This window comes from Atopobium sp. oral taxon 416 (genome assembly GCF_018128285.1).
Lineage (GTDB): Bacteria > Actinomycetota > Coriobacteriia > Coriobacteriales > Atopobiaceae > Olsenella_L.
On record NZ_CP072380.1, the window covers coordinates 2,468,565 to 2,492,692 of the forward strand.

At 54.8% G+C, this 24,128-nt stretch carries 37 protein-coding genes and 2 pseudogenes; 17 read left to right on the top strand and 22 right to left on the bottom strand.

Annotated features, from left to right (window positions below):
- Window positions 1–10: 10 nt before the first annotated feature.
- Both J4859_RS12850 and J4859_RS17305 read left to right on the top strand, forming a co-directional pair.
- Entirely contained in the window at window positions 11–1,330 is a 1,320-nt protein-coding gene (locus tag J4859_RS12850; RefSeq protein ID WP_212330338.1) for a prolyl oligopeptidase family serine peptidase, read from the top strand.
- A 94-nt stretch (window positions 1,331–1,424) separates the two neighbouring features.
- A complete protein-coding gene (locus tag J4859_RS17305) occupies window positions 1,425–1,691 on the top strand; it encodes a hypothetical protein (protein WP_212330339.1) in 267 nt (88 codons plus the stop codon).
- Between the two features lie 172 nt (window positions 1,692–1,863).
- Here the strand turns inward: J4859_RS17305 and J4859_RS17915 are convergent, their stop codons facing one another.
- Window positions 1,864–2,010 (bottom strand): transposase, encoded by a 147-nt coding sequence (locus tag J4859_RS17915; protein ID WP_212330340.1) that lies wholly within the window; start codon window positions 2,008–2,010, stop codon window positions 1,864–1,866.
- A gap of 97 nt (window positions 2,011–2,107) precedes the next feature.
- Complete coding sequence (locus J4859_RS17135; protein WP_212330341.1) at window positions 2,108–2,332, bottom strand: transposase; 225 nt, start codon at window positions 2,330–2,332, stop codon at window positions 2,108–2,110.
- A gap of 319 nt (window positions 2,333–2,651) precedes the next feature.
- On the opposite strand from J4859_RS17135, the gene J4859_RS12870 reads away from it, so the two are divergent.
- Entirely contained in the window at window positions 2,652–2,927 is a 276-nt protein-coding gene (locus J4859_RS12870; protein ID WP_212330342.1) for a hypothetical protein, read from the top strand.
- 325 nt (window positions 2,928–3,252) lie between these two features.
- Here the strand turns inward: J4859_RS12870 and J4859_RS12875 are convergent, their stop codons facing one another.
- Window positions 3,253–4,383, bottom strand: a complete 1,131-nt coding sequence (locus tag J4859_RS12875) for an AAA family ATPase (RefSeq protein WP_212330343.1) — start codon at window positions 4,381–4,383, stop codon at window positions 3,253–3,255.
- An 808-nt stretch (window positions 4,384–5,191) separates the two neighbouring features.
- Here J4859_RS12875 and J4859_RS12880 point away from each other — a divergent pair.
- The 3 genes and pseudogenes from J4859_RS12880 to J4859_RS16445 all read left to right on the top strand — a co-directional run.
- Window positions 5,192–5,491, top strand: coding sequence for a hypothetical protein (locus J4859_RS12880; RefSeq protein ID WP_212330345.1), 300 nt, complete (start codon window positions 5,192–5,194; stop codon window positions 5,489–5,491).
- 170 nt (window positions 5,492–5,661) lie between these two features.
- A complete protein-coding gene (locus J4859_RS12885; RefSeq protein ID WP_212330347.1) occupies window positions 5,662–5,904 on the top strand; it encodes a hypothetical protein in 243 nt (80 codons plus the stop codon).
- Window positions 5,897–6,130: pseudogene (locus J4859_RS16445) on the top strand (transposase); the annotation flags it as partial. The gene J4859_RS12885 and the pseudogene J4859_RS16445, both read left to right, overlap by 8 nt.
- A 208-nt stretch (window positions 6,131–6,338) precedes the next feature.
- Here J4859_RS16445 and J4859_RS16450 read toward each other — a convergent pair.
- Window positions 6,339–6,446 (bottom strand): annotated as a pseudogene (locus tag J4859_RS16450) (transposase); the annotation flags it as partial.
- Between the two features lie 47 nt (window positions 6,447–6,493).
- On the opposite strand from J4859_RS16450, the gene J4859_RS17140 reads away from it, so the two are divergent.
- The gene (locus tag J4859_RS17140; protein ID WP_256436749.1) at window positions 6,494–6,622 is read left to right on the top strand and encodes a hypothetical protein; all 129 of its coding nucleotides are present in this window, start codon (window positions 6,494–6,496) and stop codon (window positions 6,620–6,622) included.
- Between the two features lie 631 nt (window positions 6,623–7,253).
- Here the strand turns inward: J4859_RS17140 and J4859_RS12895 are convergent.
- Entirely contained in the window at window positions 7,254–8,750 is a 1,497-nt protein-coding gene (locus tag J4859_RS12895) for a hypothetical protein (protein WP_212330349.1), read from the bottom strand.
- An 84-nt stretch (window positions 8,751–8,834) separates the two neighbouring features.
- Window positions 8,835–9,722 (bottom strand): ATP-binding cassette domain-containing protein, encoded by an 888-nt coding sequence (locus tag J4859_RS12900; protein WP_212330351.1) that lies wholly within the window; start codon window positions 9,720–9,722, stop codon window positions 8,835–8,837.
- A gap of 195 nt (window positions 9,723–9,917) precedes the next feature.
- Here J4859_RS12900 and J4859_RS17145 point away from each other — a divergent pair, with 195 nt between their 5' ends.
- The 3 genes from J4859_RS17145 to J4859_RS12910 all read left to right on the top strand — a co-directional run bounded on the left by J4859_RS17145 (window position 9,918) and on the right by J4859_RS12910 (window position 11,074).
- Complete coding sequence (locus J4859_RS17145) at window positions 9,918–10,052, top strand: hypothetical protein (RefSeq protein WP_256436750.1); 135 nt, start codon at window positions 9,918–9,920, stop codon at window positions 10,050–10,052.
- Window positions 10,053–10,495: 443 nt separating this feature from the next.
- Window positions 10,496–10,699, top strand: coding sequence for a hypothetical protein (locus J4859_RS12905; protein ID WP_212330353.1), 204 nt, complete (start codon window positions 10,496–10,498; stop codon window positions 10,697–10,699).
- 168 nt (window positions 10,700–10,867) lie between these two features.
- Window positions 10,868–11,074 (top strand): hypothetical protein, encoded by a 207-nt coding sequence (locus tag J4859_RS12910; RefSeq protein WP_212330355.1) that lies wholly within the window; start codon window positions 10,868–10,870, stop codon window positions 11,072–11,074.
- A gap of 181 nt (window positions 11,075–11,255) precedes the next feature.
- Here J4859_RS12910 and J4859_RS12915 read toward each other — a convergent pair whose 3' ends face one another.
- The 9 genes from J4859_RS12915 to J4859_RS12950 form a co-directional block, all read right to left on the bottom strand.
- Window positions 11,256–11,546, bottom strand: coding sequence for an IS30 family transposase (locus J4859_RS12915; protein WP_212330357.1), 291 nt, complete (start codon window positions 11,544–11,546; stop codon window positions 11,256–11,258).
- Window positions 11,547–11,557: 11 nt separating this feature from the next.
- Entirely contained in the window at window positions 11,558–11,842 is a 285-nt protein-coding gene (locus J4859_RS12920; RefSeq protein WP_212330359.1) for a hypothetical protein, read from the bottom strand.
- Between the two features lie 73 nt (window positions 11,843–11,915).
- Entirely contained in the window at window positions 11,916–12,107 is a 192-nt protein-coding gene (locus J4859_RS12925) for a hypothetical protein (RefSeq protein WP_212330361.1), read from the bottom strand.
- A gap of 266 nt (window positions 12,108–12,373) precedes the next feature.
- A complete protein-coding gene (locus tag J4859_RS12930; RefSeq protein WP_371812068.1) occupies window positions 12,374–12,574 on the bottom strand; it encodes a helix-turn-helix transcriptional regulator in 201 nt (66 codons plus the stop codon).
- On the bottom strand, window positions 12,574–12,903 hold the full coding sequence (locus J4859_RS12935) for a hypothetical protein (protein ID WP_212330363.1): 330 nt from the start codon (window positions 12,901–12,903) through the stop codon (window positions 12,574–12,576). The genes J4859_RS12930 and J4859_RS12935 overlap by 1 nt, the downstream gene beginning before the upstream one ends.
- 1,074 nt (window positions 12,904–13,977) lie before the next feature.
- On the bottom strand, window positions 13,978–14,184 hold the full coding sequence (locus J4859_RS12940; RefSeq protein ID WP_212330355.1) for a hypothetical protein: 207 nt from the start codon (window positions 14,182–14,184) through the stop codon (window positions 13,978–13,980).
- Window positions 14,185–14,352: 168 nt separating this feature from the next.
- Window positions 14,353–14,556, bottom strand: coding sequence for a hypothetical protein (locus J4859_RS12945; protein ID WP_212330353.1), 204 nt, complete (start codon window positions 14,554–14,556; stop codon window positions 14,353–14,355).
- Between the two features lie 443 nt (window positions 14,557–14,999).
- Window positions 15,000–15,134: a hypothetical protein gene (locus tag J4859_RS17150; RefSeq protein ID WP_256436750.1), complete on the bottom strand. Its 135-nt coding sequence runs from the start codon at window positions 15,132–15,134 to the stop codon at window positions 15,000–15,002.
- Between the two features lie 40 nt (window positions 15,135–15,174).
- Complete coding sequence (locus J4859_RS12950) at window positions 15,175–15,393, bottom strand: hypothetical protein (protein WP_212330364.1); 219 nt, start codon at window positions 15,391–15,393, stop codon at window positions 15,175–15,177.
- Window positions 15,394–15,831: 438 nt separating this feature from the next.
- Between J4859_RS12950 and J4859_RS12955 the strand changes: the two genes are divergently transcribed.
- Entirely contained in the window at window positions 15,832–16,347 is a 516-nt protein-coding gene (locus tag J4859_RS12955; RefSeq protein WP_212330365.1) for a ferritin, read from the top strand.
- Window positions 16,348–16,419: 72 nt separating this feature from the next.
- On the opposite strand, the gene J4859_RS12960 is transcribed toward J4859_RS12955, so the two are convergent.
- The gene (locus tag J4859_RS12960; RefSeq protein WP_212330366.1) at window positions 16,420–16,785 is read right to left on the bottom strand and encodes a hypothetical protein; all 366 of its coding nucleotides are present in this window, start codon (window positions 16,783–16,785) and stop codon (window positions 16,420–16,422) included.
- A 39-nt stretch (window positions 16,786–16,824) separates the two neighbouring features.
- Window positions 16,825–17,187 (bottom strand): hypothetical protein, encoded by a 363-nt coding sequence (locus tag J4859_RS12965; RefSeq protein ID WP_212330367.1) that lies wholly within the window; start codon window positions 17,185–17,187, stop codon window positions 16,825–16,827.
- On the opposite strand from J4859_RS12965, the gene J4859_RS12970 reads away from it, so the two are divergent.
- A complete protein-coding gene (locus J4859_RS12970) occupies window positions 17,186–17,461 on the top strand; it encodes a hypothetical protein (RefSeq protein WP_212330369.1) in 276 nt (91 codons plus the stop codon). The genes J4859_RS12965 and J4859_RS12970 overlap by 2 nt on opposite strands.
- Window positions 17,462–17,709: 248 nt before the next feature.
- On the opposite strand, the gene J4859_RS12975 is transcribed toward J4859_RS12970, so the two are convergent.
- The 3 genes from J4859_RS12975 to J4859_RS12985 form a co-directional block, all read right to left on the bottom strand.
- Complete coding sequence (locus tag J4859_RS12975) at window positions 17,710–17,958, bottom strand: hypothetical protein (RefSeq protein WP_212330371.1); 249 nt, start codon at window positions 17,956–17,958, stop codon at window positions 17,710–17,712.
- A 641-nt stretch (window positions 17,959–18,599) separates the two neighbouring features.
- Window positions 18,600–18,842, bottom strand: coding sequence for a transposase (locus tag J4859_RS17920; protein ID WP_212330373.1), 243 nt, complete (start codon window positions 18,840–18,842; stop codon window positions 18,600–18,602).
- A gap of 6 nt (window positions 18,843–18,848) precedes the next feature.
- Window positions 18,849–19,127, bottom strand: coding sequence for a hypothetical protein (locus tag J4859_RS12985; RefSeq protein WP_212330374.1), 279 nt, complete (start codon window positions 19,125–19,127; stop codon window positions 18,849–18,851).
- A 705-nt stretch (window positions 19,128–19,832) separates the two neighbouring features.
- Between J4859_RS12985 and J4859_RS12990 the strand changes: the two genes are divergently transcribed.
- Window positions 19,833–20,843, top strand: a complete 1,011-nt coding sequence (locus J4859_RS12990; RefSeq protein ID WP_212330375.1) for a CPBP family intramembrane glutamic endopeptidase — start codon at window positions 19,833–19,835, stop codon at window positions 20,841–20,843.
- Window positions 20,844–20,921: 78 nt separating this feature from the next.
- Here J4859_RS12990 and J4859_RS12995 read toward each other — a convergent pair whose 3' ends face one another.
- A complete protein-coding gene (locus tag J4859_RS12995; RefSeq protein ID WP_249113648.1) occupies window positions 20,922–21,137 on the bottom strand; it encodes a pyrroline-5-carboxylate reductase dimerization domain-containing protein in 216 nt (71 codons plus the stop codon).
- Window positions 21,138–21,160: 23 nt separating this feature from the next.
- Entirely contained in the window at window positions 21,161–21,499 is a 339-nt protein-coding gene (locus tag J4859_RS13000) for a hypothetical protein (RefSeq protein ID WP_212330376.1), read from the bottom strand.
- 67 nt (window positions 21,500–21,566) lie between these two features.
- On the opposite strand from J4859_RS13000, the gene J4859_RS13005 reads away from it, so the two are divergent.
- From J4859_RS13005 to J4859_RS13020, 4 genes are all read left to right on the top strand, one after another.
- Entirely contained in the window at window positions 21,567–22,151 is a 585-nt protein-coding gene (locus tag J4859_RS13005) for an IS607 family transposase (protein ID WP_212330377.1), read from the top strand.
- Window positions 22,144–22,749 carry a helix-turn-helix domain-containing protein gene (locus tag J4859_RS13010; protein ID WP_212330378.1) on the top strand — a complete coding sequence of 202 codons (606 nt, stop codon included), beginning with the start codon at window positions 22,144–22,146 and terminating at the stop codon, window positions 22,747–22,749. Before J4859_RS13005 ends, J4859_RS13010 begins: the two co-directional genes overlap by 8 nt.
- Window positions 22,750–23,208: 459 nt before the next feature.
- Window positions 23,209–23,469: a hypothetical protein gene (locus tag J4859_RS13015; protein WP_212330379.1), complete on the top strand. Its 261-nt coding sequence runs from the start codon at window positions 23,209–23,211 to the stop codon at window positions 23,467–23,469.
- A gap of 367 nt (window positions 23,470–23,836) precedes the next feature.
- The gene (locus tag J4859_RS13020) at window positions 23,837–24,013 is read left to right on the top strand and encodes an integrase core domain-containing protein (protein WP_212330380.1); all 177 of its coding nucleotides are present in this window, start codon (window positions 23,837–23,839) and stop codon (window positions 24,011–24,013) included.
- Window positions 24,014–24,128 lie beyond the last annotated feature (115 nt).

The window sequence follows — 24,128 nt, forward strand, 5'->3', positions numbered from 1 at the left end:
GGGGATATGCATGGCTGGATACAAGACCTTCACTTCGGCCGCCGACATGGGGCCCTATGTCTCGAAGCTCATCCTCGAGCTCCCCGAGAAGGTGCGCACGGAATTCGTGAACACAAATGGCTTCAGCGTCTACGTAGAGCGCAAGGACGCAAAGACAGGCGAAGTCGTGCTTGCCAAGGAGCATCACACGGACAAACAGGCCTTCCCTTCGAAGGGCTATGTCCCGGTGCTTTCTGCCTACGCCTCCGACGGCGAAGGCAACCCTCAGGAGCAGGGCTCCTATATCGCGCTCGAGCTCCCCGAAGAGCGCCTCACGAAGAGGATCGACGGAGCGCTCACCCGTGGCTATATCCGCGCCATGAGCTTCCGCATCACGCAGACAAAGGCAATACCTTCTGAGGTGCCAGGCGAGGCTCCGCTTACGGGTATGGTGTTCGACGTCGACACGGGTGACGTCTGTCCCGACCTCGCAGACTGGGACCTTACCGGCTCTGGCATCTTCGATGATATCGATATGAACTATAGCTTCTTCATGCCCGACCTCGATGTCATCAATGCCGCACGCGCAGCGCATCCGTTCAATCCGCTGCCGCCGGTCACGTCCGTGCCACTCCTCGTCTGGCTCCACGGTGCAGGAGAGGGACAGGAGCCCTACCGTACCGTCATGGGCAACCGTGTGACGCTCCTCTCCTCCCCTGAGATTCAGGAGAAGCTCGGCGGCGCTGCCTATATCCTCGCACCTTCGAGCCCGACCTACTGGATGGACTCCGGCGCGGGCGAGATCGCAGACGACAACAAGTCCATCTACACGAAGGCACTGAAGACCTTGATCGACGAGTTCATAGGGGCGCATCCCGACATCGATAAGCGGCGCATCTATGTGGGCGGGCTCTCCAATGGTGGATTCATGACAATAAGGCTTGTGGCGGACTATCCAGGATTCTTTGCTGCAGGTGTGCCCGTCTGCGCGCCATGGGTCGCATCCCTTGCCACAGACGACGAGATGAAGGCCATAGCAAAGACCCCGCTCTGGTTCGTGCAGTCCGCCGACGACCCGATCGTAACGGCACAAGACCATGCCCTCGCAGACTACAAGAAGCTCAAGGAGTTCGGCGCCAAAGACGTGCATATCACCTGCTTCGACCACATCCAGGACGAGACGGGCCGCTACCGCGACAAGTATGGCCAGCCTCAGCGCTATATCGGCCATTTCGTCTGGATCCCTGTCTACCATGATTCCGTAAAGACGGAACTCGATGGCACAAATGTACTTGTGGATGGCTGCCCCGTCACGCTCTGGCAGTGGGTCGGTCTCCATCATCTGGCATAAGCGTCAAGGAACACACAGGCCTTCAAAGCAAGCGTCCCTACTCTCATCGAGCCGAGGCGCTCTTCCTTGCCTCTGGGTGAGGAAGTCATTCCATGTGCTTGGGAGTTGTCTTCGCTTCGCGCTTCTGGCGGATGCGGTGGATCACCACATCGAGGAAGACGAGGAGAAGGACGAGAAGGACAATCAGCACTGCCCACTCTCGCAGCAGCGGTTGACAAGGCTTCCCTGCGCCTCCGCCTCCTCGGGGACATACTCTATCCTCTCACAGTGGACGAGGAGCCTGTGGTCGTTCACGCCGTACGGCGTGCAGGTGACGAGCGTCAGGAGGTGTGATGCCCTTCTAATTGTCAAGTCGTTTTGAGCATGCGACTCTGGGCAATGATGTCGTAGTACAGCTCGCGCGCTATGTATCGCTTAACGCATCGTATCGCCTCGAGCTTGGAGTGCCCCTTAGACATCTTGCGGGCCACCTAAGCGCAAGTCCTGTCGTCCGTCCGCAGCCTTCCTACAGCGACGATGTGTATTGACACAGGTCAATAGACGTAGGGGTACCGGCCCGTGAGGGGCCAACGTCGCCACTCGTCGACGGCACCGAAGGTCTCACAGTTCAGCTTGGAGACGGTGGCGGGCGAGACGCTTAAGCCCCAAAGAATCTCTGAGACCTCCTGGATCCTCCTCACAGCGACGCCCGCCAGCTACATCTCCATCATCGCCTCCTCGAGGAAGCTCTCCTGCCTGCGGTAGCGCTCGATCACCTTCGACGCGAAGGTCGCACCCCTAAAGCTTTGGGATGCTAAGCGTCACGTCCCCTAAGGTCGTGGTGAGGTTTTGTCTGTAGTGGCCAAAGCAGCAAGCCTGCCGCTCGTAGCGGCCTGCGTTGGTAATCTGGTTTGCCTGCGCATCCAACAGGGCGTTCAGTGAGTCTTGTACGGTCTTTCTGACGAGCTCCCCGAGGTAGTCCTGAAGCTTCGGCTCGTCGAATGATACTATCTCGTGTGGCATGGTTCCGCTTCCTTGTCTCGAGTGGTTTGCTTGGTCGTTTCCAATCGTAGCGAGACGGGGCCATGCCTCTTTATGCGGCTATCCGGTTTTCAAAAGTGCGAAAGAAACTGTACGTCATCAGCATCTTCCTCATCGCCTTGCACCAGATAGCAATCCCTATGGCACTCTCACTTGCACTCTTTGCCGTCGTGGCCGTGCTTGCAGCAAAGCTCGTCTCCCGTCTCAAGGCCGAAGGAGCCGATCCGGAGTAGGAGCAGCCCCCGCATTGTGGCGCTCACTGTCACTGTCCTCATCTTCGCCCTTAAAATCGTGAAGCCCAATGCTCTATATCTACGCAAGCCTCGCTTTCGGTATCGTCCTTGCCCTTGGCGCCTGGTCCTATGCGGAGAAATCAAGAAGCGGCGCCCACAAAGGCACCTCTCCTCTCTTCAATGGCTTCTGTGCCATTGCCCGCTTGAGTGCTGCCTTCGTGCTTGTGGCACTCTATTTGACGTTCGTGGCCTATACAACCTCCCTCGGATATCTGTTCCTCATCTGTGCAGTAGCAGCCTTCCTCGACTGGCACCATGAGGTAGTTGCAGCATCGAGCAGATAGCGGAATATTCCTCGAGACAGTACAGCCTCAGAACTGTTTGGTCCTCATCAACAGTCATCGTTTTTATAGAAGATATAGAAATTTTAGAAAATATAGGAAACGTAGAAACTATCAGCCCAGCAGGCTGATGTGGAGATGACAAAAATCCCTACGGACAGAGTATCCGGAGGGACTTTCCGTGCTTGTATAGAAAGACTTGTGGGAGTTGGTCGAGGAAGCTCTCGTTCGGTGTTACACCGAAGCCATGGGTGATGGTACGTAGATCGCCGGCGAATACAGCACAAACAGCCAGCCGCAAAGCAAACGCCTCAAGCTCCACCAGCACCTACCCTCCATAGCGGGAAAGGATCTCATCCTTGTTCTCTATAAGATAGTCGCGCATGAAAGGAATAGAGAAGGCCACGTATCCAGGAGCTGTACGTTCAATTATCTGGCGATCGATCAGCATTCTGCGATAGGTATTCGCGTTCTGCGGTGGTATGCCCATCCTTTCCGCCACGGTCGAGGTTGCAGACGCTGCACTATCTTTCGTCATCGCAAACAGATACTCCATTGCTGGACGTGTCAGCCCCGCCAACGCAGTCCCCAGAACCGAAGACCCAAATTCACGGAGTGCCTCTGCACAGCCGCGCTTCGCGTCATCCAGCATGATCAGATTTGAAGAGGAAACATGCCTTCGTCCAGCACGCCAGACATAATAGCCGACCATCTGAATCAGATATGCATACCCGTGTGTCGTCTCCGCCGCATAGGACAGGGCATCATCGGCAATTCTCAGGCCCGATGCTTCAATGGTCTCCTTCATAGCGGCAGCAACCTCATCGACCGGAATGCTGCCGAGCTCCTCTGCTCTTGCACGGCGCAGAAATGTTATCCCCTCCCCGTTCAGCAGATTGAGAACACCAGTCGTAATGCCAGCAAAAAGCAGGGCAATGTTCTGCTGCTCCCTGATCATGTATTGAACATTCGTTGCCAGCACTGCCATGTCATCTGGAGATGCGTCCTGCACTTCATCGATCGCAATGAGCAGGCCGGAACCCTTCTTTGTCAGGGCCCGTACCACGCTGGAAAAAGACTCCCGAAATCCAATTTCCGTCTGAGCATTCCCCAAGTGGGCTTCTGCAGAGATGAAGGGTACCGAAATCTTGATATCCAAAGACTTCAATCTTGCATTGGCTGCAAGCTGCTCTTGAATTGATTGGCAGAGAGCCTCTTTCCCGGAGACGTTAATGACGGTCCAGCCCCTATCGCTGGCAATGCCTCCGAGCTCCGTCAGAAGTACAGTCTTTCCGGAGCCGCGAGGTCCCGTAATGCGCAGCAGCCTGCCAGGTGCGCCAGGCCCTTCATCCATTCCATCAATGAAGTCATCGATGACCGAATCACGACCAATCAGCACAGGCGGCGTCATACCCGCGGTTGGTTTGAATGGATTGACATAACGTGACTTGCCTGTCATGAGGACCTCCTTCGTCATCTTTAGAAATTATAGTATCTATAGAAATTTCAGAAGATATAGAAAGCTTAGAAAGCATCGGGCCGGCCAGCTGCTGCAGCCATAACGAAAATCCCCTCAGGCAGTAAGCCCAGGGGAATTGTCTGTGCTTGTATGGGGAAGCCTTGGAAAGTCTGACTGAGAAAATCTTCGTTCGGCGTCACACCGAGGTCATGGGCAATGGCACACAGATCGTCGTCCGTGATCGTCTGGCGGATATGGCCCCATCAATATAAGGGACAGAGGGGTCCCAGATCTCTATGCGGCCTGCGTGGCCGCCATATCAGATGAAGGGGCCCTCTCGAAGTGCTCGAAGAGCTCCTGTATGGCCTTCTTGCAGACACGCACCTACCTATGGAGTCGTGCGGACAAATACGGTTGTAGTTACGACTCGATTGAGCCCGATGTCCCTTGTGCTTTGTGGTGGGATGCAAGCGCTTGTGGTGGTACCACTTGCCCTTGAGTGTTTTGAGAAGCGATTTTGCTTGCGCACTGTCGTGGAAGCTTCCGGTGTACCTTACAGGAGTGCCTCACGCCGTGCACGGCCGCCTGGGAGACAAGCTTAGATGCTTATGTATTGGCTGCCCTGTTCGCTGTGGGATATGACCCCACAGGCGATATATCCCCACACACGCGAATAAGCCATCTTTTGGGTTCAATCCTAATTCCTGTGGGCAGATGATCGTGGCTTGATGCTCAAAGAGACAGAAAAGCGACCATCCTCTAGAATCTTGCATCGCAACATGTAGACTCCGAAGAAGGATGGAGCGCGATGACAAGTGTAGCGTCCACGGCAGCCCAGCTGTCCGCCATTTCCCATACCGGAGAAGACTCTGTCTTCTTCTGGATCCCCTCCCATCTCGAGGGCTTCGTGCAGACGGGAGAGCCTAAGGAGAGCGTGCGCACCGAGGAGTTCGGCACGTCGACCAAAAGATGCGGCAGGCCGGCGCAGATCCTCACGGTTTCGGGCAGGCCGGCAGTGTCGGATGCACCTTCATGCCCCTGCTGCGGAAGGGCAATGGAGAAAAACGGGAAGGCCCCCATTGCGCTTCGGCACCTCCCCTGGGGATAGAGAGGGCGAGGATAGAGGTCTTGCGGCCAAGATGGGCATGCAGGCAATGCGGGAGCACCCTCACGGAAGAGGTGCCCTTCAGGGCTTCAGGCCAGCGCATCACGCTGTTGCTGCTCGCATTCGTGTGTGACCTGCTTGCCCTGGGTTAGACCCTTAAGGCAGTGTCCCTCATGACGGGTCTCCACAGGAATGTCGTGAAGGAGATCAACAGGGCGAGGCTCTCTGCGCTCTATACGGAGAAGGGCGAGGACGGCGAGACCAGACTCCGGAAGCCCAAGCGGCAGGCCCGCTATCTGGACGCAGATACGTTCAAGCTTTACGGCGGGCACAGATATGCCACCGTGATCATCGACCTTAAGGACAGGGCATGCCCTGTGGCTTGTCCATTCCAAGAGGAGGCAGATCGTGCTTGATTTCTGCGACTTTGTGCTCGCTGAGTGGATGTCCCATGTGGAGGCCATAGCCTGCGACATGAACGCAGACTTCGAGTGCGCCTTTCTTAAGAGGTTTTCGCACCTGGACATCGTCTATGATCGCTTCCATATCGTGAAGAACTTCAACGAGAAGGTCATCTGTAAGGTCAGGAAGGACGAGCAGGCAAGGCTTAAGGAGGAGGGCGACGCCGAGGCCACAAGGTCCCTCAAGCACTCCACATACATCCTTATGTCTTGTGCGAACACCAGGAAGAGGAAGGAGCGAGACGCACGCGCCGGCAAGGTGGTCTCCAGGGGCAGCGCCCTCCTCGGCAAGAAGGAGGTTGCGCAGAAGGGAGGGAACAGGAAGGTCAAGTCCGAATTCGTGTGTAAAATCGCTGCCGCGTTCCCTGCCTACGCCTTCGCCATGTGCGCGAGAAGTGAGCCTGGCAGCGCTGCCAGGCGGCGCTGGGGAGCACCTCCCTTACGGCCGCCACGAGCCCCTCGTTGGCGTCGGAGGTGACCATCCGTGAGCCCGAGAGGCAAATGGCGGAGGTGATCGTTCAATCGTAGGCAGTCGGAGGTTGCCATGCAACAAGGACAGGTGGGAAGGGTCATCTACGTTGGCGTCGACACCCACAGGGACGTGAACGTCGCCGTCGTCATCGACGCCGGCGGTGCAAAGGTCGCCCACGCCGCCTTTTCGACGAACAGGTAAGGCTGCGCCTGTCGAGCGGCCAGTAGGTCTCGTCGACCCAGGTGCATCCGGACAGCATGGCTTCGTCCTGGCAGCCGGCAAGGACACAGGAGAGTTCGTCCAGTATAGAGAAGTAGCGGACGACCTGTGGTGGTCACGCGCACATGCCACCTCGTCCTCGCACCCGAGTGCCTTCGGGAGGAACATGGCCCACTCTAAGGTGGGCAGCCACCTTAAGTCGAAGACCGTGCCTCTGTCTGGCGTGAACGACCCCGCGCTTCTCCGGCCCCGCTATGCCTGCACCCCGTTGCGCTCATGTCTGTCGCACATGCACTGCGCACAGCCGCACCATGAGCAGGCCTTTGGCATCTATGAGGTAAAGAATTCGGCTTCACCGCCCTTGGCAGAGCCGACAGCCTCATGGCTGTCGTTGTATGTCATGTGGTGGCCCCCCATCGCCTTGGTAGATCGCACCGCTGGGGGACTACCACATCGTAAGGGCGCCGCGGAACGCCGGGAAGATCTTGCGGGCATTGTGCACCATCCACTATAGTCAAGCCTCGGGCCGTCCGCATACCTTCAGGCAGCCCAACTATGCAAAGTGGGCTTGGTGCAAATTAGTGATACGAGAGCAATCCTCATTGGCCCTTCATTAGAGGATATCAGTAACCCTAATAATACTGAAGATGATCATGACTAATGCCCCTGCAAGAACTATCAAAAGCGACTGTACAGGTAGCTGGTCATGTGTAAGATAAGCAGCCATGAATGGATATAGCCCCCTTCCAGGTAGAGTGATGAAAAAGTCGCGTACTGGAGAGAGATTCAGAGCGGTCCATACAACCGACGTTATCACCCCCGCAATGTCAGCTTTCTGGGTTAGCGATGCCATAGTTGAAGCAATCCCGCCCATAAACAGTACAGGTACAGCTCCAGAAAAAAGACTAACCATCATGTCTGTTGCAAGAAAAGGAGACCAGAAAGAGAATTGAATGAGCAGCGACAGAAGAGCCGCAACAAGAGGAATCATAAGGCGTCTTGTGCAGATTATTCGATAATGTGGCAAGCAGATTGTCAGTTCGTATGTACCAGTTGTTTCGTCATTAAGCAAACAACTACTCCAAAAAGGTGAGAATAGTACCGGGGTAAGCGAATACATAGAGAAGCATGCAATCGCTGAAGGATCATCTGTGAAGAATAACAAGAGCATTGGCGCGAGCGAAAGAATAAAGGGCCAAGCTACCATACGGGCTCTTGTTGCTCTAAAACCAAGTAATTTTGATGGCAGTTCTCTCTCTGGCAGTGCGGTTGTCCGGTCTTGGAATAACAGCCGTTCGGCAGATTTAAGCCACTGTGCCCGCATGTAAACCGATAACGTTATCAGCATGGCAGCCGCAACAGTCAGTAGAAAGAATGGGTTCATTGCTGCTGCGCTACGTACTGCCGCATCATGCTGTACATATAGATTCCAAAGAGTAGCGCTAATCTCTATAGGAGCAGTTTCTTCAGACAAAGGAGTTTCAAAGAAAATTAATTCAAGAGATTCTCCTGTTACACTAAAAGTGCCGAGTACTTCAGGAGTTCGCATTCCACTACCAAGCAATCCCGAACTCCACATGAGTGACAAAGTCCATAGTAGGAGATAGACAGCTGTAGAAAATCCTTTTGACTTGGTCGTTGCTCCTAGCGCTATCCCTATCATGCAGGCTACTGATATTGTCGGCATATATACAAGCAGGAGAGAAGCTAAAAAATCAAGAAAACTGATTGTAGCTCCCAGATCTCCCAAGGAGACTTCGAGACTACAAAACGACAAAACCGCTGCAACAAAACCACCGCAGAATAAGAAGAACAGCAGTGATAGTAGTTTTGGTAGAGTATACAAGCAGGCTGAGCATCCGGAAGTAATGACCATCTCCACTCGGTGATTTCTTACATCAGACAACAACATATCCGCCGCCCACGTGCAGGCAAAGGGGGACACTACAGCTGCAGCAGTTTGGAGTGTTGCTCCCGCAGTACTCTTGAAATTCATTAGCTGCATACTCTCTGGATAAACTACTGCACTAAGAGCACCCCCCACTACATAAGAGACAACAATAGAAGCAGCCAAAATAGCAACTCGCAAGGGTGAACGCCAAAGCGGCATGAGACAGCATCGCAATGAAGTCGTCACAAGCTTCCGGGCAGAAGCATTGATTCGAGTGTGTGTATTCATAAATTGCTCTCTCCGTTATAGGGCGTCATTGACGTAACACTGTGTAGCTTGATAAACGTAAGCATCCTCAAGTGTGGGAGATACTGGAGCCTCCCCTTTGCCAATTGGATTGCCCGTAAAGCGCACCTTCGCCATGTCTTCGGAAAGATTTGAAACGGAGACTACCCGTCGAAGCTGTTTTAATCTCTCCAAGTCATTGCGAGAGATATCTATCTGCCAGACGTGTCCTCTTGCGCTTTCAGATACCTCATGCGGAGACCCCATATATTTAAGAGTTCCTCCAATGAGAATTGACATCTCAGAGCAACACAACTCAACGTCCTGGGTAATGTGAGTCGAAATGATCACGACAGCATCCTGAGCAATACTCTCCAGCAGGAATCGTAGGCGAGTTCTCTCGACCGGATCGAGTCCTGCAGTCGGCTCGTCCAGGATCACGAGCGCAGGAGATCCAATGAGCGCAATTGCAATTCCAAGGCGTTGTTTCATACCTCCAGACAATGATTGTGAGGGGCAGCGCATGTCTTCTTTCGTAAATCCGACAATCGGGAGTAGTCGATCAACCTCCCTCTTTGTATTCGACATGCCCTTCATCGCCGCAAAATAGGACAGCTGTTCATGTATGCTCATTCCAGGATACAGGCCAAAACTCTGTGGAAGGTATCCGAGACTTTTGCGATATGTCCCCTTCTCCCTAAAAGCATCTACTCCGTCAAATGTAATTGCCCCTTTACTCGGTGCGAGAATTGTCGCCACGAGGCGTAAAAGGGTTGTTTTCCCGGCACCATTCGAACCAAGCAGACCAAATATCCCGTTCCCCAAATTAAGATTGATACCGCGCAGTATGGCTCTTTCTCCGCGTCTGTATACTAGATCATGTACTTCAAGAGAGTGTTTAGACATGTCAGCAAACCCCCGACGGAGTATCGTCTTTTTGCTTTGCATAATTTGTGTTCTCTTGCAGACGGTAGCATAAATCGATTGTATGCTCGAATAGCTTTTGGCGGAAAATGCATAATGCCTTGTCACGCGCAGTCATTATTGTTCCATCATCATGACGTGGCTGCCGGTTTTGAGACACGGATTGTAAGAGTGGCAATGTCAAAGACGACAAGGAAGACCTACAGCCCGCAGTTCAAGATGAAGGTAGCGCTTGAGGTCGAAAAGGAGCAGGAGACGCTCTCCCCGGTAGCAGCGAAGCACGGCGAGAGTCCGTCGCTAGCGGCCAGCTGAAAAGACGAGCTGCTGGCGGGCTCCGACGACATATTCGGCAAGGCAAGAACGAAACGCGCAAGCAAGGAGCAGGCGAAGGTATGACGATGCTCTCAAGACGATCAGGCAGCTTTAGCGTTAAGTGCGACTTCCTCTAGCGGGTTTGTGACGACAACGCATATAGCTCCAAGGCGTAAGGCAGCTGCAGGTAAGCTTTTGGGCATGAGCAGGGCCATAGCATAGCGCGACATCGCCAGAGGTCCCGCAGACGGGTCTATGGAGGATGGGCAGATCTGGTTGGGCGAGGACGAGAGGCTTTTTTGCACTGATCGATGCCATACACATCGACTGCCCCGCCTTTATGGGGCAAGGAAGATATAGAGGATGCTGCAAAAGCAAGGAGAGGCACATGCCACCCGCTACAGGGTGTCTTAAGGCTGATGGAGCTTGCAGGCATCCAGCCCATGCTGTACGCTGCCGTCTCCTCCGGTACCCTCCTGGGCATCCAGAAGGTTCCTCTATCTCTTGAAGGGCAAGGTGTCCTGTTCCCCAACCAGGTGTGGTCCACCGACATCCACCTATGTCCAGATCGAAGGGAAGCACCTTGTATCTTAAGCTCGCTCATCGACTGGTTTAGCCGCTACATCGTCTGCTGGAAGGCTCTTTGACACCATGCAGAGCACAGGAGATCGCTACACGCGCCAAGCAGGCTTTCAGGGAGCATGGGGATACCCTTTACCATGAACTTCGAGCAGGGGAGCGTTCTTCGGCTCTAAGGAGTACGTCTTTCTGCTCGCATCCAAAGGGATATCCCAGAGCATGGACGAAAGGGTGAGATGGAAGGACAACGCTTTGATAGAGAGATAGTTTCAGACCCTCAAGAGCGAATGCCTAAAGGCAGACAAAATACAGCACGCCTGCCAGAGCTCAAGGACACCATCGCAAAGTTCGTTGAGTTCTACAACAGCAGGCGGATTCACCATACGCTTAGCTGCGACACGCCGGAAGAATGGTACATAAGCGGTATAGCCGAGGCTGAATAGGCCCACAGAGGTGGCACTGTAAAAGCCAGGGATTCGGAAGACAGATTGTCAAGCTAAGTGCAACATCTCCCTAAAGACCTCGTTGGCTGTCCTGTATTTCAGGACCTTCCTTGGCCTGTCACAGATCAGCTCCACCGCATGCTGCACCTCCTCGTCTGTGACCTTTCCGAAGTCTGTGCCCTTAGGGGAAGAACTTTCGCAGGAGCCCGTTGGTGTTCTTAACTGTTAGCTTCTGCCAGGGATGGTGAGGGTCGCAGAAGTAGAACTGCACGCCTCCCAAGGCCTTTGTGAGCCCTGTATGTCCTGCGAACTGCTTGCCCCTATCCGGAAGTGAGCGTCTTAAGGGGACGTTCCTGCAAAAGCCCGAAGGCGGCCTTAGAGACGCTTCCGCTGTCGTGCTGGCTCTTTCCGCGGCAAGCAGCCTCACTGCCCTGTCGGCAAGCACGAGCAGACACACGGGTCCTGCTGCCACGAGCGTGTCGTCTACCCACTCTCCGAGGCAAGACCTCGCATCGGCCTCTTGGGCCTCTCCTTTACGCTGTGTAAGATCTCAATCTTGCCCCTGATCTTAGGCCTCTTGCTGCGGATTCTCTTCCCCTTCCTGCGCAGGTGGTGCCGCATCTTGCCTTGCGGGCCGGCTTCCGGCAGGTCGAGGGCGGCGGCTACGGACCTGCCGGTAAGAATAGTCGGCAGGCTCAACGGTGCACCTGCCGCCACCCTCGAGCCTGAGATATAGTCTATCTCCTCCAGGGACCAGTGTCTGTCCATGATGAGTAAGCGCACCTTCTGCGTAAGCGCAGGGTCTGAAAGCCGCCTTTTCGCCCTGCATCTCCTGTGGCGCTCATCCGCCCTCCTTTTGGGCAGCACATGCCCTAAAGCGCCCGTGCCGGCCGTTCCTCTTGAGCTTGTGGCAGACGCTGGAGCTGTCCCTGCCGATCTCTGCCGCGATATAGCCGATGGAGCTTCCCTTGTGCCATGCAGCTTGGCTATGCAGTCCCTCTCCTGAGGGCTTACGATGCTTGTAGTGGCACATTCCTTCCAGCTTTCGACGTTGACTTGGATAACCAACATCGTAGCCTTCCGGAGTGTGCCACGCCTGCATGCAGCAGGTCATCCTGTTGCACTCAGAATGCTAATCCGCCGAAGGAATAGAGCTTCTGTGTCTCACTACTTCAGCCAATTCACTTGTCGACATGCTGTGGCCCCTCTGGGACGAGTGGGAAGCAAGGACTTAGGTCAATCATGGTCTAACATAGAGATTTGTTTTTGCTCCTGGTGTACAACATGCTGTGATTTTTGCTATTCATCCAAAAAGAAGATTTCATCTACATGGAGATTCAGCAATTTCGCAATTTTCATTGCAAGTTCAAGTGAGGGATTGTATTTGTCATTCTCGATGGCGATAATCGTCTGTCGGCTCACACCTAGCTCTTTTGCCATATCTTCCTGACGCAATCCTGCATCTTTTCTTAACCGCTTTATTATGTTTCTCATAGGCATTACGCTTTCAAGAAAAGATAAACGCCGACAGACAGAATAACAACGATAATGACAATGACTGCGATGATCGCTTGTGCAAGTTTATTTGGCTCTTTATATTCTTCATCGCCGGCAATCATTTTTCGCCTCATCGCAAGTTGTGAGAACCCTTGGACACACATTGACAAACACAGAATTAAGCAGGGTAGTATTTCAAATTTTGCACCGTTTACAAGCGACTGATACATATTGAATAACGTCCATGTGCACAGGGCTATCAACGCGGCTTTATAACCCCGCTCTTCCGAGCGCAACTGAATATTTTTATCCATCTCGTCCATTTTTTTCATAGTTTTTCTCCTATTAAAGATGCGGAAGTAATCTTTTAATGTAAAGATCTCTTTACATTTCTTATTATCCTGCACCACCGGGAAATGTCAAGAGTCCTTAACATTTCCCAAAACTATTTTCTACCGGTAGATTAAATTAAGCCTTTGTTGATTCCTGTGGTCAGAATCTAGGCGGCAGCGGAGGAGCGCTCTTCGCGGCGTTTCCTAGAGCCCGTTTCCTCCTGGTCTCGCCCTTCCTTGTCTCATCCTCCCTGTCCTCCCCGGCTGACCTGTATCATTTTTTCGGACAGTGCGGCTTGAGGAATTATGAGGCTCCTCTTAACTGCAAGACAAGCCGACCGAAAGGACGACAGGTAACAAACAATCTTGCTACCAAATACAGCGATGAGTAGCGCCTGAAAACAGCTGAGTGTGCTATCTCCACCGGCAAGCCGATAGCCCACCTCGCCACCGAACTAGGGCTTAAATCCTAAAACACTAAAAGCCGCTGGGTAGAAGAGCACAGAGATAGGCTATCAGGTGCTTAAGCGCAGCGAGGCTAAAGAGGAAAAGCTCAAAAGCCTTATGCCAAGCGCAGCTAAGAGCTTGAGATGGAACATGCCTTCTTAAAGGCAGCTGTTAAGCCTTCTTTACAAAGGATCTAAGCGCAATAGATTGTTACAAGCAGAAGCTTAAGGAGAAGGAAAACTTCCCGATCAAGATATGGGCTTTAATCCTTAAGGTATCGCGCTCAAGCTTTTATTCATGGGTGTTTCGCAGGAGCACCAGAAAACGGGTGAGGTGAGCTTAAAGAGGCTATCTGGCACTTGTGGGTGGACTCTGACAGAGGTTTTGGGGCTAGGTTCACACCCACTGCTATCTAGCTGATGAGTTTTTCCAACACTACCCTCTACAGGGTAAGAAGATGCATGCGCGAGCTTAAGAATAAAGGGCTCACCCCCTTTACAGATCAGAAGAGAGCCACTGTCCCTGACAGATATGCCAAACCAAAGCCTGTGAATTGGCTGAAGTAGTGAGACACAGAAGCCCTATTCCTTTCGAATCCCTGGCTTTTACAGTGCCACCTCTGTGGGCCTATTCAGCCTCGGCTATACCGCTTATGTACCATTCTTCCGGCGTGTCGCAGCTAAGCGTATGGTGAATCCGCCTGCTGTTGTAGAACTCAACGAACTTTGCGATGGTGTCCTTGAGCTCTGGCAGGCGTGCTGTATTTTGTCTGCCTTTAGGCATTCGCTCTTGAGGGTCTGAAACTATCTCTCTATCAAAGCGTTGTCCTTCCATCTCACCCTTTCGTCCATGCTCTGGGATATCCCTTTGGATGCGAGCAGAAAGACGTACTCCTTAGAGCCGAAGAACGCTCCCCTGCTCGAAGTTCATGGTAAAGGGTATCCCCATGCTCCCTGAAAGCCTGCTTGGCGCGTGTAGCGATCTCCTGTGCTCTGCATGGTGTCAAAGAGCCTTCCAGCAGACGATGTAGCGGCTAAACCAGTCGATGAGCGAGCTTAAGATACAAGGTGCTTCCCTTCGATCTGGACATAGGTGGATGTCGGTGGACCACACCTGGTTGGGGAACAGGACACCTTGCCCTTCAAGAGATAGAGGAACCTTCTGGATGCCCAGGAGGGTACCGGAGGAGACGGCAGCGTACAGCATGGGCTGGATGCCTGCAAGCTCCATCAGCCTTAAGACACCCTGTAGCGGGTGGCATGTGCCTCTCCTTGCTTTTGCAGCATCCTCTATATCTTCCTTGCCCCATAAAGGCGGGGCAGTCGATGTGTATGGCATCGATCAGTGCAAAAAAGCCTCTCGTCCTCGCCCAACCAGATCTGCCCATCCTCCATAGACCCGTCTGCGGGACCTCTGGCGATGTCGCGCTATGCTATGGCCCTGCTCATGCCCAAAAGCTTACCTGCAGCTGCCTTACGCCTTGGAGCTATATGCGTTGTCGTCACAAACCCGCTAGAGGAAGTCGCACTTAACGCTAAAGCTGCCTGATCGTCTTGAGAGCATCGTCATACCTTCGCCTGCTCCTTGCTTGCGCGTTTCGTTCTTGCCTTGCCGAATATGTCGTCGGAGCCCGCCAGCAGCTCGTCTTTTCAGCTGGCCGCTAGCGACGGACTCTCGCCGTGCTTCGCTGCTACCGGGGAGAGCGTCTCCTGCTCCTTTTCGACCTCAAGCGCTACCTTCATCTTGAACTGCGGGCTGTAGGTCTTCCTTGTCGTCTTTGACATTGCCACTCTTACAATCCGTGTCTCAAAACCGGCAGCCACGTCATATGAGATCGTCCTCAAAGTGGTAGATGCTCTGATAGACACTCATATGGAAGAGGTCCATGTGTTCCGCATCCTCGGCTCTACAGATGCAGACATCTGGATAGAAGAGCACCACCATCACCTGCTCTGCTTTTGCAGCCTTCACAATCTCGCTTGCTGCCAAAGCATCAATGGAATATGTATCGAACGTCTCCTTCGTCTCGAAGTCATAGGTCAAAGCACCTGACGCAAGGACGCCATAGCGGATGGGCCCCGTTGTATCGCCGAGAGATCAGAGCGCCTCGACGGTGTTTCTCTCTGCGCAGAGCGCCAAGGTCATCCTCTGCCCGCAAGACGACCAAGTGCCTTCCAGATCAGGCCTGACACGGTTTTGGCAGATGTCAAGAGTGTTCCATCCATATCGGATGCAAGCAGCTGGAGTCCCACAAGATTCCCCTTCCAGATGGCTCCAGAAGCATCGTAGCAGCTCCCAGCTACAGAACCGCCCATCTCGTCAAGACATCATGCATACCTCTTCCTCTCCCGCCGCCATTTTTCAGGAACTATGATGGTATGGTGTAGCTTTCTCCATTTGGCCGCATCCCGCAATGATTACGGGACCTGCGGGGTAGAACAACCCATGCAATGCAGAAAAGCGAACGAGAGGGGTCCGGCTATGGCATTGAACAAAAAGGTTACAGACATCCTAAACAAGCAGGTCAACAAGGAGCTCTATTCCGCCTATCTCTATCTGACCTTCGCAGACTACTATGAGGACAGGAACCTCAAGGGCTATGCAAACTGGTATATGATCCAAGTCCAGGAGGAGGTTGCCCACGCAAAGATCCTGCGCCGCTATCTGCTGGATAACGATGCCGAGGTCACCCTCGAAGCTATCGATAAGCCAACGAACAAGTATGTAAACGACCTCGAGCCGATGGAGGCTGGCCTCAAGCACGAGGAGTACATCACCTCGGCCATCAACGAGTGCTATGCCACAGCCTATGAGATTCACGACTTCAGGACCATGCAGATGCTCGATTGGTTCGTAAAGGAGCAGGGCGAAGAGGAGACGAACGCCCGCGACATGATCAGCGACTACAAGCTCTTCGCCGGCACGCCGCAGGGCCTCTACAACCTCGATCAGAAGTACCTGACCCGTACCTTCATCGCACCGACGATGCCGATGTAGGAGAAAACAGAAACATAGACTTTCAGGGAGGGTCCGTAGGGGCCCTCCCTTTTTCTGTGTCGATTAGGAAATCTATTTCGTGCTCTCTTCTGACTCCTCGAAGAAAAGGTCGATTCGGAACTTGCCCTCCCCTGCCACGCGGGAAAGCATCCCGCCGTAGCGCCTAGTAATGAGGGGGATGGCTTTATCGGTAAAGTCCGTCTTTCCCCAGAACTCGACATACACCGAGGTCGTCCCCATCGCGCGCCGACAGACGGCCGAGATCGATCGACGCTGTGCATCTTCGGCAACAGAAGAGGCCACTATCGTCTCGTCGAGGGCTGATCCCATGAGGGTATAGATATCATCCCCCACCATGAGATTCAAGGCAGCGCCATCCGCGATGCAGCTCAAGGTAATGCCCTTGTCCTGGCAGATGAGCAGCTTCTCCGAGAGCACGATATCGAGTGTCTCATTTCCGGTGTGTACGACCGCATCCTACACGCTGACCTCGCGCAGGGGCGCAGCTGTCTCCTTGCCGAACTCGGTGCCTGCATCGGAGAGTGTCCCAAACACTTTGTGGCAGATATCATACATGCGCATGTTGATAGCATCCACTGTCTGACAGCTCGCGAGGCACTGGCGCTCTGCCAAGACATGCCGTGCCGTATCGCGCTCTGCTGCAAGCCTCCAGTTGATCAGGAGCTCGTACTCCATAAGCACCGTGAAGACGCAGATGAAGCCCTGCACGGCTCTGAGCGCCATGACATAGGCTACCGATATCCCACCGACGAAGAGGCTCTTGATCACGAGGCTGAAGCGGATGACCATGAGGATCACGACTGCCATCATAAGAATCATGGTGGGGCCGCTCAGACCTTCGAGCCCTTCTACGACGAGAGCGCACTCTCCCTTCGGAAGAAAGGGCTTCGTCGGCACCGGCTGGGACCTCTATGAGCTGCCCCAGTTCACCTACGCGCAGGATGTCATCGACAACGCGAAGGCCTACTCCAACACTGCGCTCGTCCTTCTCACCCGCAAGGGTGAGAAGGACTATGGCCTGACGACCAACATGGCCGACTACGGAGGCTCCGAGGTTGGTAGGAGCTACCTTGAGCTCACGCCGAACGAGTAGGCCAGCTATATGAAGTCAAGACTCAAAAGATAGATTCCCAGCACAAAAGTTTTGACTCTGTTAGACCACTGTGGGTATGAGGTCATGTCGCCTGCTCCCAGTACTTAGGGAACACAATCGGCATACCTATATAGCCTCTCTGGGTAGTGTGGTAGACGCCGTCTCACTTGTGCCTGTAGATCTGCTCGCGCTTATAGCCGTTCGATCTTCGGAACTGCTCCTTGTAGCAGAACCACTTCTGGGTAGTGTTAGAGATGCTTGGTCGAGACCTTGCGGATGCGATCCATGAAGTGCTTAAGCCGCAAGTGCATGGAGTTGACCTGTGACGTGCACTGCGCCGAGGTTGACCAGGCCGCTTGCATATTGGCCCTTACCGTCGCACCGAGCTTGTCTACGCCGTAGACAACGCAGAGCTGTAGGTTAGAGAGCCCCCGCACACAGATGCTGTGGGCACTGCGCTGCTTGAGGGAGCACTGTCTCGAATGAGCCTGCCCCATGGTGGTCGGCTAGGCTCTTTGCGAAGTGTTTGCCGACGGCGTACAACAACTTAAGCCTTAACGCTATCGCCTCACATGCGTGCTGGCGCATGAACTAGACGCTGTACACTCACCCGCCGCATCTCTTCTCACACCTGTACAGCGTGAGCCTGCCAGCTAGGCACTGGGTAAGCTCCATCCACTGGGATACTGCTAACTTCGACTGCGCGAGCAGCTTGCCTGTCCCTGCTGTGAGTGAGCACCCGCGCTTGGTGAACTGCGGGCATGTGGCGGACTTGTCGGCCTGCTATGTTAGCTTCTCGGCTATCATCTGCTTGAGGCCGGCGGTAAGTGCAACCTTCTCCTCGCAGGTCAGCTACTTTGCTAGTTGTCGTATCGTGTCGAGCATGCGGGGTCTTCTTCAGGTCGGTTTCTTAGTCGAACCCGATTGTAGGGTGACCCCGTGACATCTTTTCGCTTCCCTATATCTACAATGGTCTAACAGGGTCAAAGTTTTTGCAAGTAAGAGCTGCACCTTGAGAGTTGAATATCGAATGCTTATGGAGACCGCTTCTAGCGATCAGGATCGCAGGGAGCCTGGCCACGCATGACAGAAAAAGACGATATGGCACAGCTTCCTTGCTATAGCCGTCACAGCCACCCTATGAGGCTTTCCCTCGTGGCGTTTCTTGTCGTAAGAAGGCTTTAAGCTTCAAGTCACACCGGCAGGCTCTGCTGGCCGCAAGCCAGATTGCCCTTCTGAGGTAGGGCGAGCCACGCTTGGTGATGGGGTTGCCCGTGCTGTCGAACCTGCCCGACTGGCTCACCTGTGAGCTCAGCCCTGTGTAGGAGATGGCAGGGATGGCCAAGATAAGGGGCTCGACCTTCTCGAGAAGCTCGCCCACGAGCTTTTATACCTTGGCACACTCCTCGTCTAGCAAGTCCATCTGGTGCACGAGGGAGCGCACCTGAAACGATGCGGCCTCCTGTCCCAGCGCAATGCCCACTGGTGCCTTGGTACGTGCGGCCCTCTCTTCTCGCCTTGAGGCCCCTTGGATGTCTTGGGTAAGCAAGTCTTGTCTTTTGTGTTTGAGCTTGAAGGGCAAGAGGGACTTTGAGAGCACAACCCTGGTACCTTGGGAGAACATGTTCGAGAAGATACCGTCGAGCTCGGGGAAGTAGGAGTCCATAAGACAGATGCACTGGGTCTTTATCTCAAAGCTTCGCTTTAAGTGACTGCAGGTAGCGCGAGAGCGTGCGCAGTGACTGCACTTCGTCGCTGGCGAGTTTGGTTGTGTCGAATCCCCCTATGCGTAAGGGTCTTTGCTATAAGGCGGCTGTCCGCCCGATCGTTCTTGACGCCGGGAAGTCCCTTGAGTCTGCAGACGGCTCTGGCCTGCATAGGGGTTGATGATACAGACCGCATAGTCGCGAGACAGCCGCTAGCATAAGCAGGCCATCCAGCAGTGGCCTGTGGCCTTCATGCCGACAACCACGCCCTTCGGCTTCCTCACCTACCCCCTTTAAGCCAGCTTGCGGCACGCTCAAAGCCTTGAGCTGAGTTCTTAAAGCCCATTGGCTTGGCCAAGCTCTTCTCCGCGTTCGTTCACCGCTGCGATTAGGTAGTCTATCTTTTCGATGTTCTCACCTGCATAGATCATCCTGACCTCCTTCGTTAGTAGAACCGCAACCTCCTAAAAAGGTAACAAGATGTGAAATTCCTCATCTAGCTCATTTGCGGCCTGCTCTAGATGGGGTAGGATACCACTCTCCTTCGCGAGGTCTTGTAGCCTCAGCTGACATGTCGGCAACACTCCCTGCCAGATGCTGTATTGCATCTGAAAGCATTCGATACTCAGCTCTCAAATGCGACAACTAAAAGATAGGAGTCTCTCATGAACAGGCGCATCTCTCTCCGGGATATCCTCAGTCTGGCCGGCAGTTATCTCTGGACCATCGCTCTCATCATCGCAGGAAGTCTCGTCGGCGCTGTCCTGACCTCTGCACTCATAAGCGCCCTCTACGGTCTCATGGCAAAAGACGGCATACACCTCATGTGGGATGCCCTTACGGGAGAAGGTCCGGCAGCACTTGGCCTTCCTGTACAGGGTGCAGGCTACAGCATCTCATGGACGAGCATCGTCTATACCGCTGGCCGCTATCTTGCCCCTGTTGGCATATGGGCAGCTTTCCTCCTCTATCTAGCACACTCCAAGACTTCGCGACCGATTCTTGGGATTTTGGGCCCGCACTACGGCAGCAATACCTTGAGGCACTTTGTCCTCGGTTTGGGCCTTGGCTGTGCGCTCAATGGCATCTGCGTCCTTGCTGCAGCCCTTTCCGGCTCGATCCATCTCTCTTTCATAGGGACAGACGCCCTGGGCCTCATCCTTGTCTTCGTCTGCGTCTTCATCCAGGCATCGGCAGAAGAGCTTGCCGTCCGCTGCTATCTCTACGAGCGCACGCTCAGGACCTGCGGAAGCTCCACTCTTTCTATCGTCCTGACCTCTGCCCTCTTTGCCCTTCTCCACCTCACGAACCAAGGAGCGAGCCTCGTGTCCTGCCTCAATATCTTCCTGATCGGCACCTTCTTCTGCCTGCTTGTGGCGAAGCTCCGCAGCCCCTGGTCAGCATTTGGCTGCCACACGGCCTGGAACTTCACGCAGGCCGTACTCTTCGGTCTTCCGAACTCCGGCGTCACGACCCCATTCGCGCTCTTCGGCCTCGCTGCTGGAACAGCGCCGCAGGCTGGCTTTGCCTACGACCCCCTCTTCGGTATCGAAGCCTCACCCTTCTGCGGCATGGTCTGTGCTGCTGCCTGCGTGGCACTCATCTTCTATGCCAGAAGCCACAAGCTCGTTCCGGACAATATTTGGCAGGATAAGACAACACCTTCCGCCTCCTGACAGAACTTCCATTCTCATGAAAAACGGCACAGGGAGCTACTCCCTGTGCCGTTCCACTGTCTCTGGCACTGTGTTCCACTACTCGAGGATTGTATCGATCGAATGGATACAGCCAGCACGGAAGCCATCCGCTTCAAGGGAGCAGACGCGCCGGATCGTTGTGCCACCCGGCAAGCAGACTGCATCCTTGAGCACTCCCGGCTGTTCCCTCGTCTTGAGTACCAAGACAATAGAGCCTTTGACCATCTGTGCAACGAGTGCATAGGCCTGGGCGCGCGGCACGCCGTACTTCACGGCTGCATCGGCGTAGGCCTCGATTATGAGGTCAACGAAGGCGGAGTGCAGCCCATGCCCATACCAGCTGCCACCATAAGGGCACTCAGCATCTCCTCGACAACGCCTACAGTCGAGAAGAGATCCATAAGGCCCTGACGCTCATCTTTCTCGAGGCTCGTCTTCTCCCCGAAGAGGAGCACGCCTTCTCTCACCATGGCAGGCATGTTGGGCATAACGGACTGGAAGCGGGTATCTGCGGGAAGCATGCTCTCGTAGCGCGCGAAATCCCAGCCTGCCACGATTGAGACGAGGGCTTTGCCCAAAAGGGCAGCTCCAAGCTCGCCCATGACGCCCTCAATCTGGTAGGGCTTGCAAACCATAACGAGGGCTACCAGCAGTATAGGTAAATGCTTGTAATAGCTTGTTATCGTATGGTATGATTTATCCATGAGAGCAAGCGAATGGGCAAAAAGAGAAGGATTGAACGTCCAGACAGTATGGAAGTGGTGCCGTGAGGGGCGGATGCCCGTGCCCTTCGAGAAGACCTCGACGGGGATCATCCTCATACACGACCCCAAATACGAGAGGAACGAAGCGAAAGCCCCGTCGGGTAGGACGGTCTGCTACGCCCGCGTCTCGTCGGGCGACCAAAAGGACGACCTGCAGAGGCAGGCGGACCGACTCAAGGCGTTCGCAATCGGCATGGGAGTCGAGCACCCCGAGGTCGTCAAGGAGACCGGAAGCGGCATGAACGAGCGCAGGCGCAAGCTGAACCGCCTTCTCGCGGACCCGACCGTGGGGACGATCATCGTCGAGCACCGCGACCGCCTGGCGCGGATGAACGCGGGCCTGATCGAGAGCGCCCTTTCGGCGCAGGGCCGCCGCGTCGTGGTGGTGGACGACACCGAGCGCGACGACGACCTGGTGCGCGACATGACCGAGGTGCTCACGTCCTTCTGCGCCCGGCTCTACGGAAGGCGGGTGGCCAAGCACAAGGCCCAGGCGGCCATGAAGGCGGCCGACGATGCTTGAGGCCATGAAGGTGGCCCTCGACCCCACGCCGCGCCAGGAGAGGGCGCTGCTGTCCCACGCCGGCGCTGCGCGGTTCGCGTACAACGCGGCCCTCGCTCACGTGAAATCCCAGATCGAGGCCGGAAAGAGGCCCGATTGGTCCTATTGCTCCCTGCGCAGGTGGTGGAACGCCGGCAAGGACGGGCTTGCCCCCTGGTGGCGCGAGAACAGCAAAGAGGCCTACAACGCCGGCCTGGAATCACTCGGCCGCGCCCTCAAGAACTACTCCGCGTCCAAGGCGGGCGAGCGCAAGGGGCGGCGCGCGGGCTTCCCAAGGTTCAAGACCAAGGACGGGGCTGCGCCCTCCTACTCGTACACCACAGGCTCCTTCGGCCCGATCGACGGCGACCCCAAGGCGCTCAAGCTCCCGCGCGTCGGGCGCGTCCACTGCTTCGAGGACGTCGCGCGGCGCGTCGGCGACGCGAAGGTCACGCGCATGACGATCTCCCGGAGGGCGGGACGGTGGTACGCCTCGCTTTCGGTCGAGAGGCCGGGTGGCGTCCCGGCCCCCGTTCGGGGCAGACCGTCGGTCGGCGTCGACCTCGGCGTCAAGGAGTGAGCTGTAATCTTTTGGTGGACAGTGGGATTCAGGGACTAACAACAGATATGCTCTGTCCAGATACCCACCTACCAACACCAGCAGATTGAAGAGATGAGATGTCGGTAAGCGCAAGCGAGATAGAGAAGGCAAAGTCCCGCACGAAGTCGGAAACACCCAAACACTACACTGAGGAAGTATTGCCTTGAGGCTATCGACTACTACAGGAAGGCACGTAAGGCCAACCCGAAGAAGAGCATCAAAGGATGCGCCGCGAAGCTTGAGGCCAACGGCAAGACCTTAAACGACTGGATCATCAAGCACTCAAAGACCAAAAGGGTGACCCAGGAAAGGACCGACGAGCACAAGCAGCTCGACGCAGTGAACAGGCGCATACACGAGCTCGAAAGCGAAAATAAGTTCCTAAAAAGAGGCAGCCTTCTTCGCCGGAAGCCTCTGTTGAAGGACAGGTTTTAGCTCATGCTGGAGAAGAGGGCAACCTACAGCGTCTCGATGATGGAGCGCGTACTGGAGGTGAGCAGGTCCGGCTTCTACAGATGGCTCAAGGCCAAAGGCGGTGAGGACTCGTGGGGTCCTATCAAGGAGGCCATCTGCGCGATATGGGAGGAAAGCGACAGGCGCTTTAGCTTTCGCAAGGTCTGGGCCAAGCTCACAGGAGATCCGAAGTTACGCAAAATTTACAGGCACGACCCGCTACCGTGTGCGAAGGTGCATGGCTAAGCTTGGGCATCTGCGGCATCTGATCCAATGCCTCCAAGAGAACGATACTGCCCGCACCTGATACCCCCGAGCGCCCCGACCTCACCCGGCGCGGCTTTTCGTGTCCTGTTCCGACAGCCAAGCTCGTGGGCGATACAACCTATCGCAGGACCACGGCAGGCTTTATATATCTTACCGTCGCACACGATCTGTGCACACACATGGTGGTGGGCTGAAGCATACAGGACAACATGAGGGCAGGCCTTGTCGTCTTTGCCCTGAAGATGGCATATTCGCGCGGATACGTGGCCAAAGGGGCCATATTCTAAGCAGCCCAGGCAGCCAGTACATAAGCTCAAAGCTGGCCGCCTGCTCAGCCGTACCCGACGTGAGGCTCTCCGTGGGGAGAACCGGAAGCTGCCACGACAACGCTGTAGCCGAATCCTTCTTCGCCACGCTCAAGAACGAATGGTACTACCACAAGCGCCTCTCGGACGCATCCACGACCAAGCACAAGGCACACGAGTTTAATCGAGTCATACTACAACCGCTTCCGCCCGCATAAGTCCATAGGAGATCGCGTACCGGCAGAGGTGATGCAGGAGTTCTTCGAGCGCCTCGAGAGAGGCCTTGCGTCCCGATCCAAAGGCGATGCAGACCGCATAAAAAATCTGAGATTT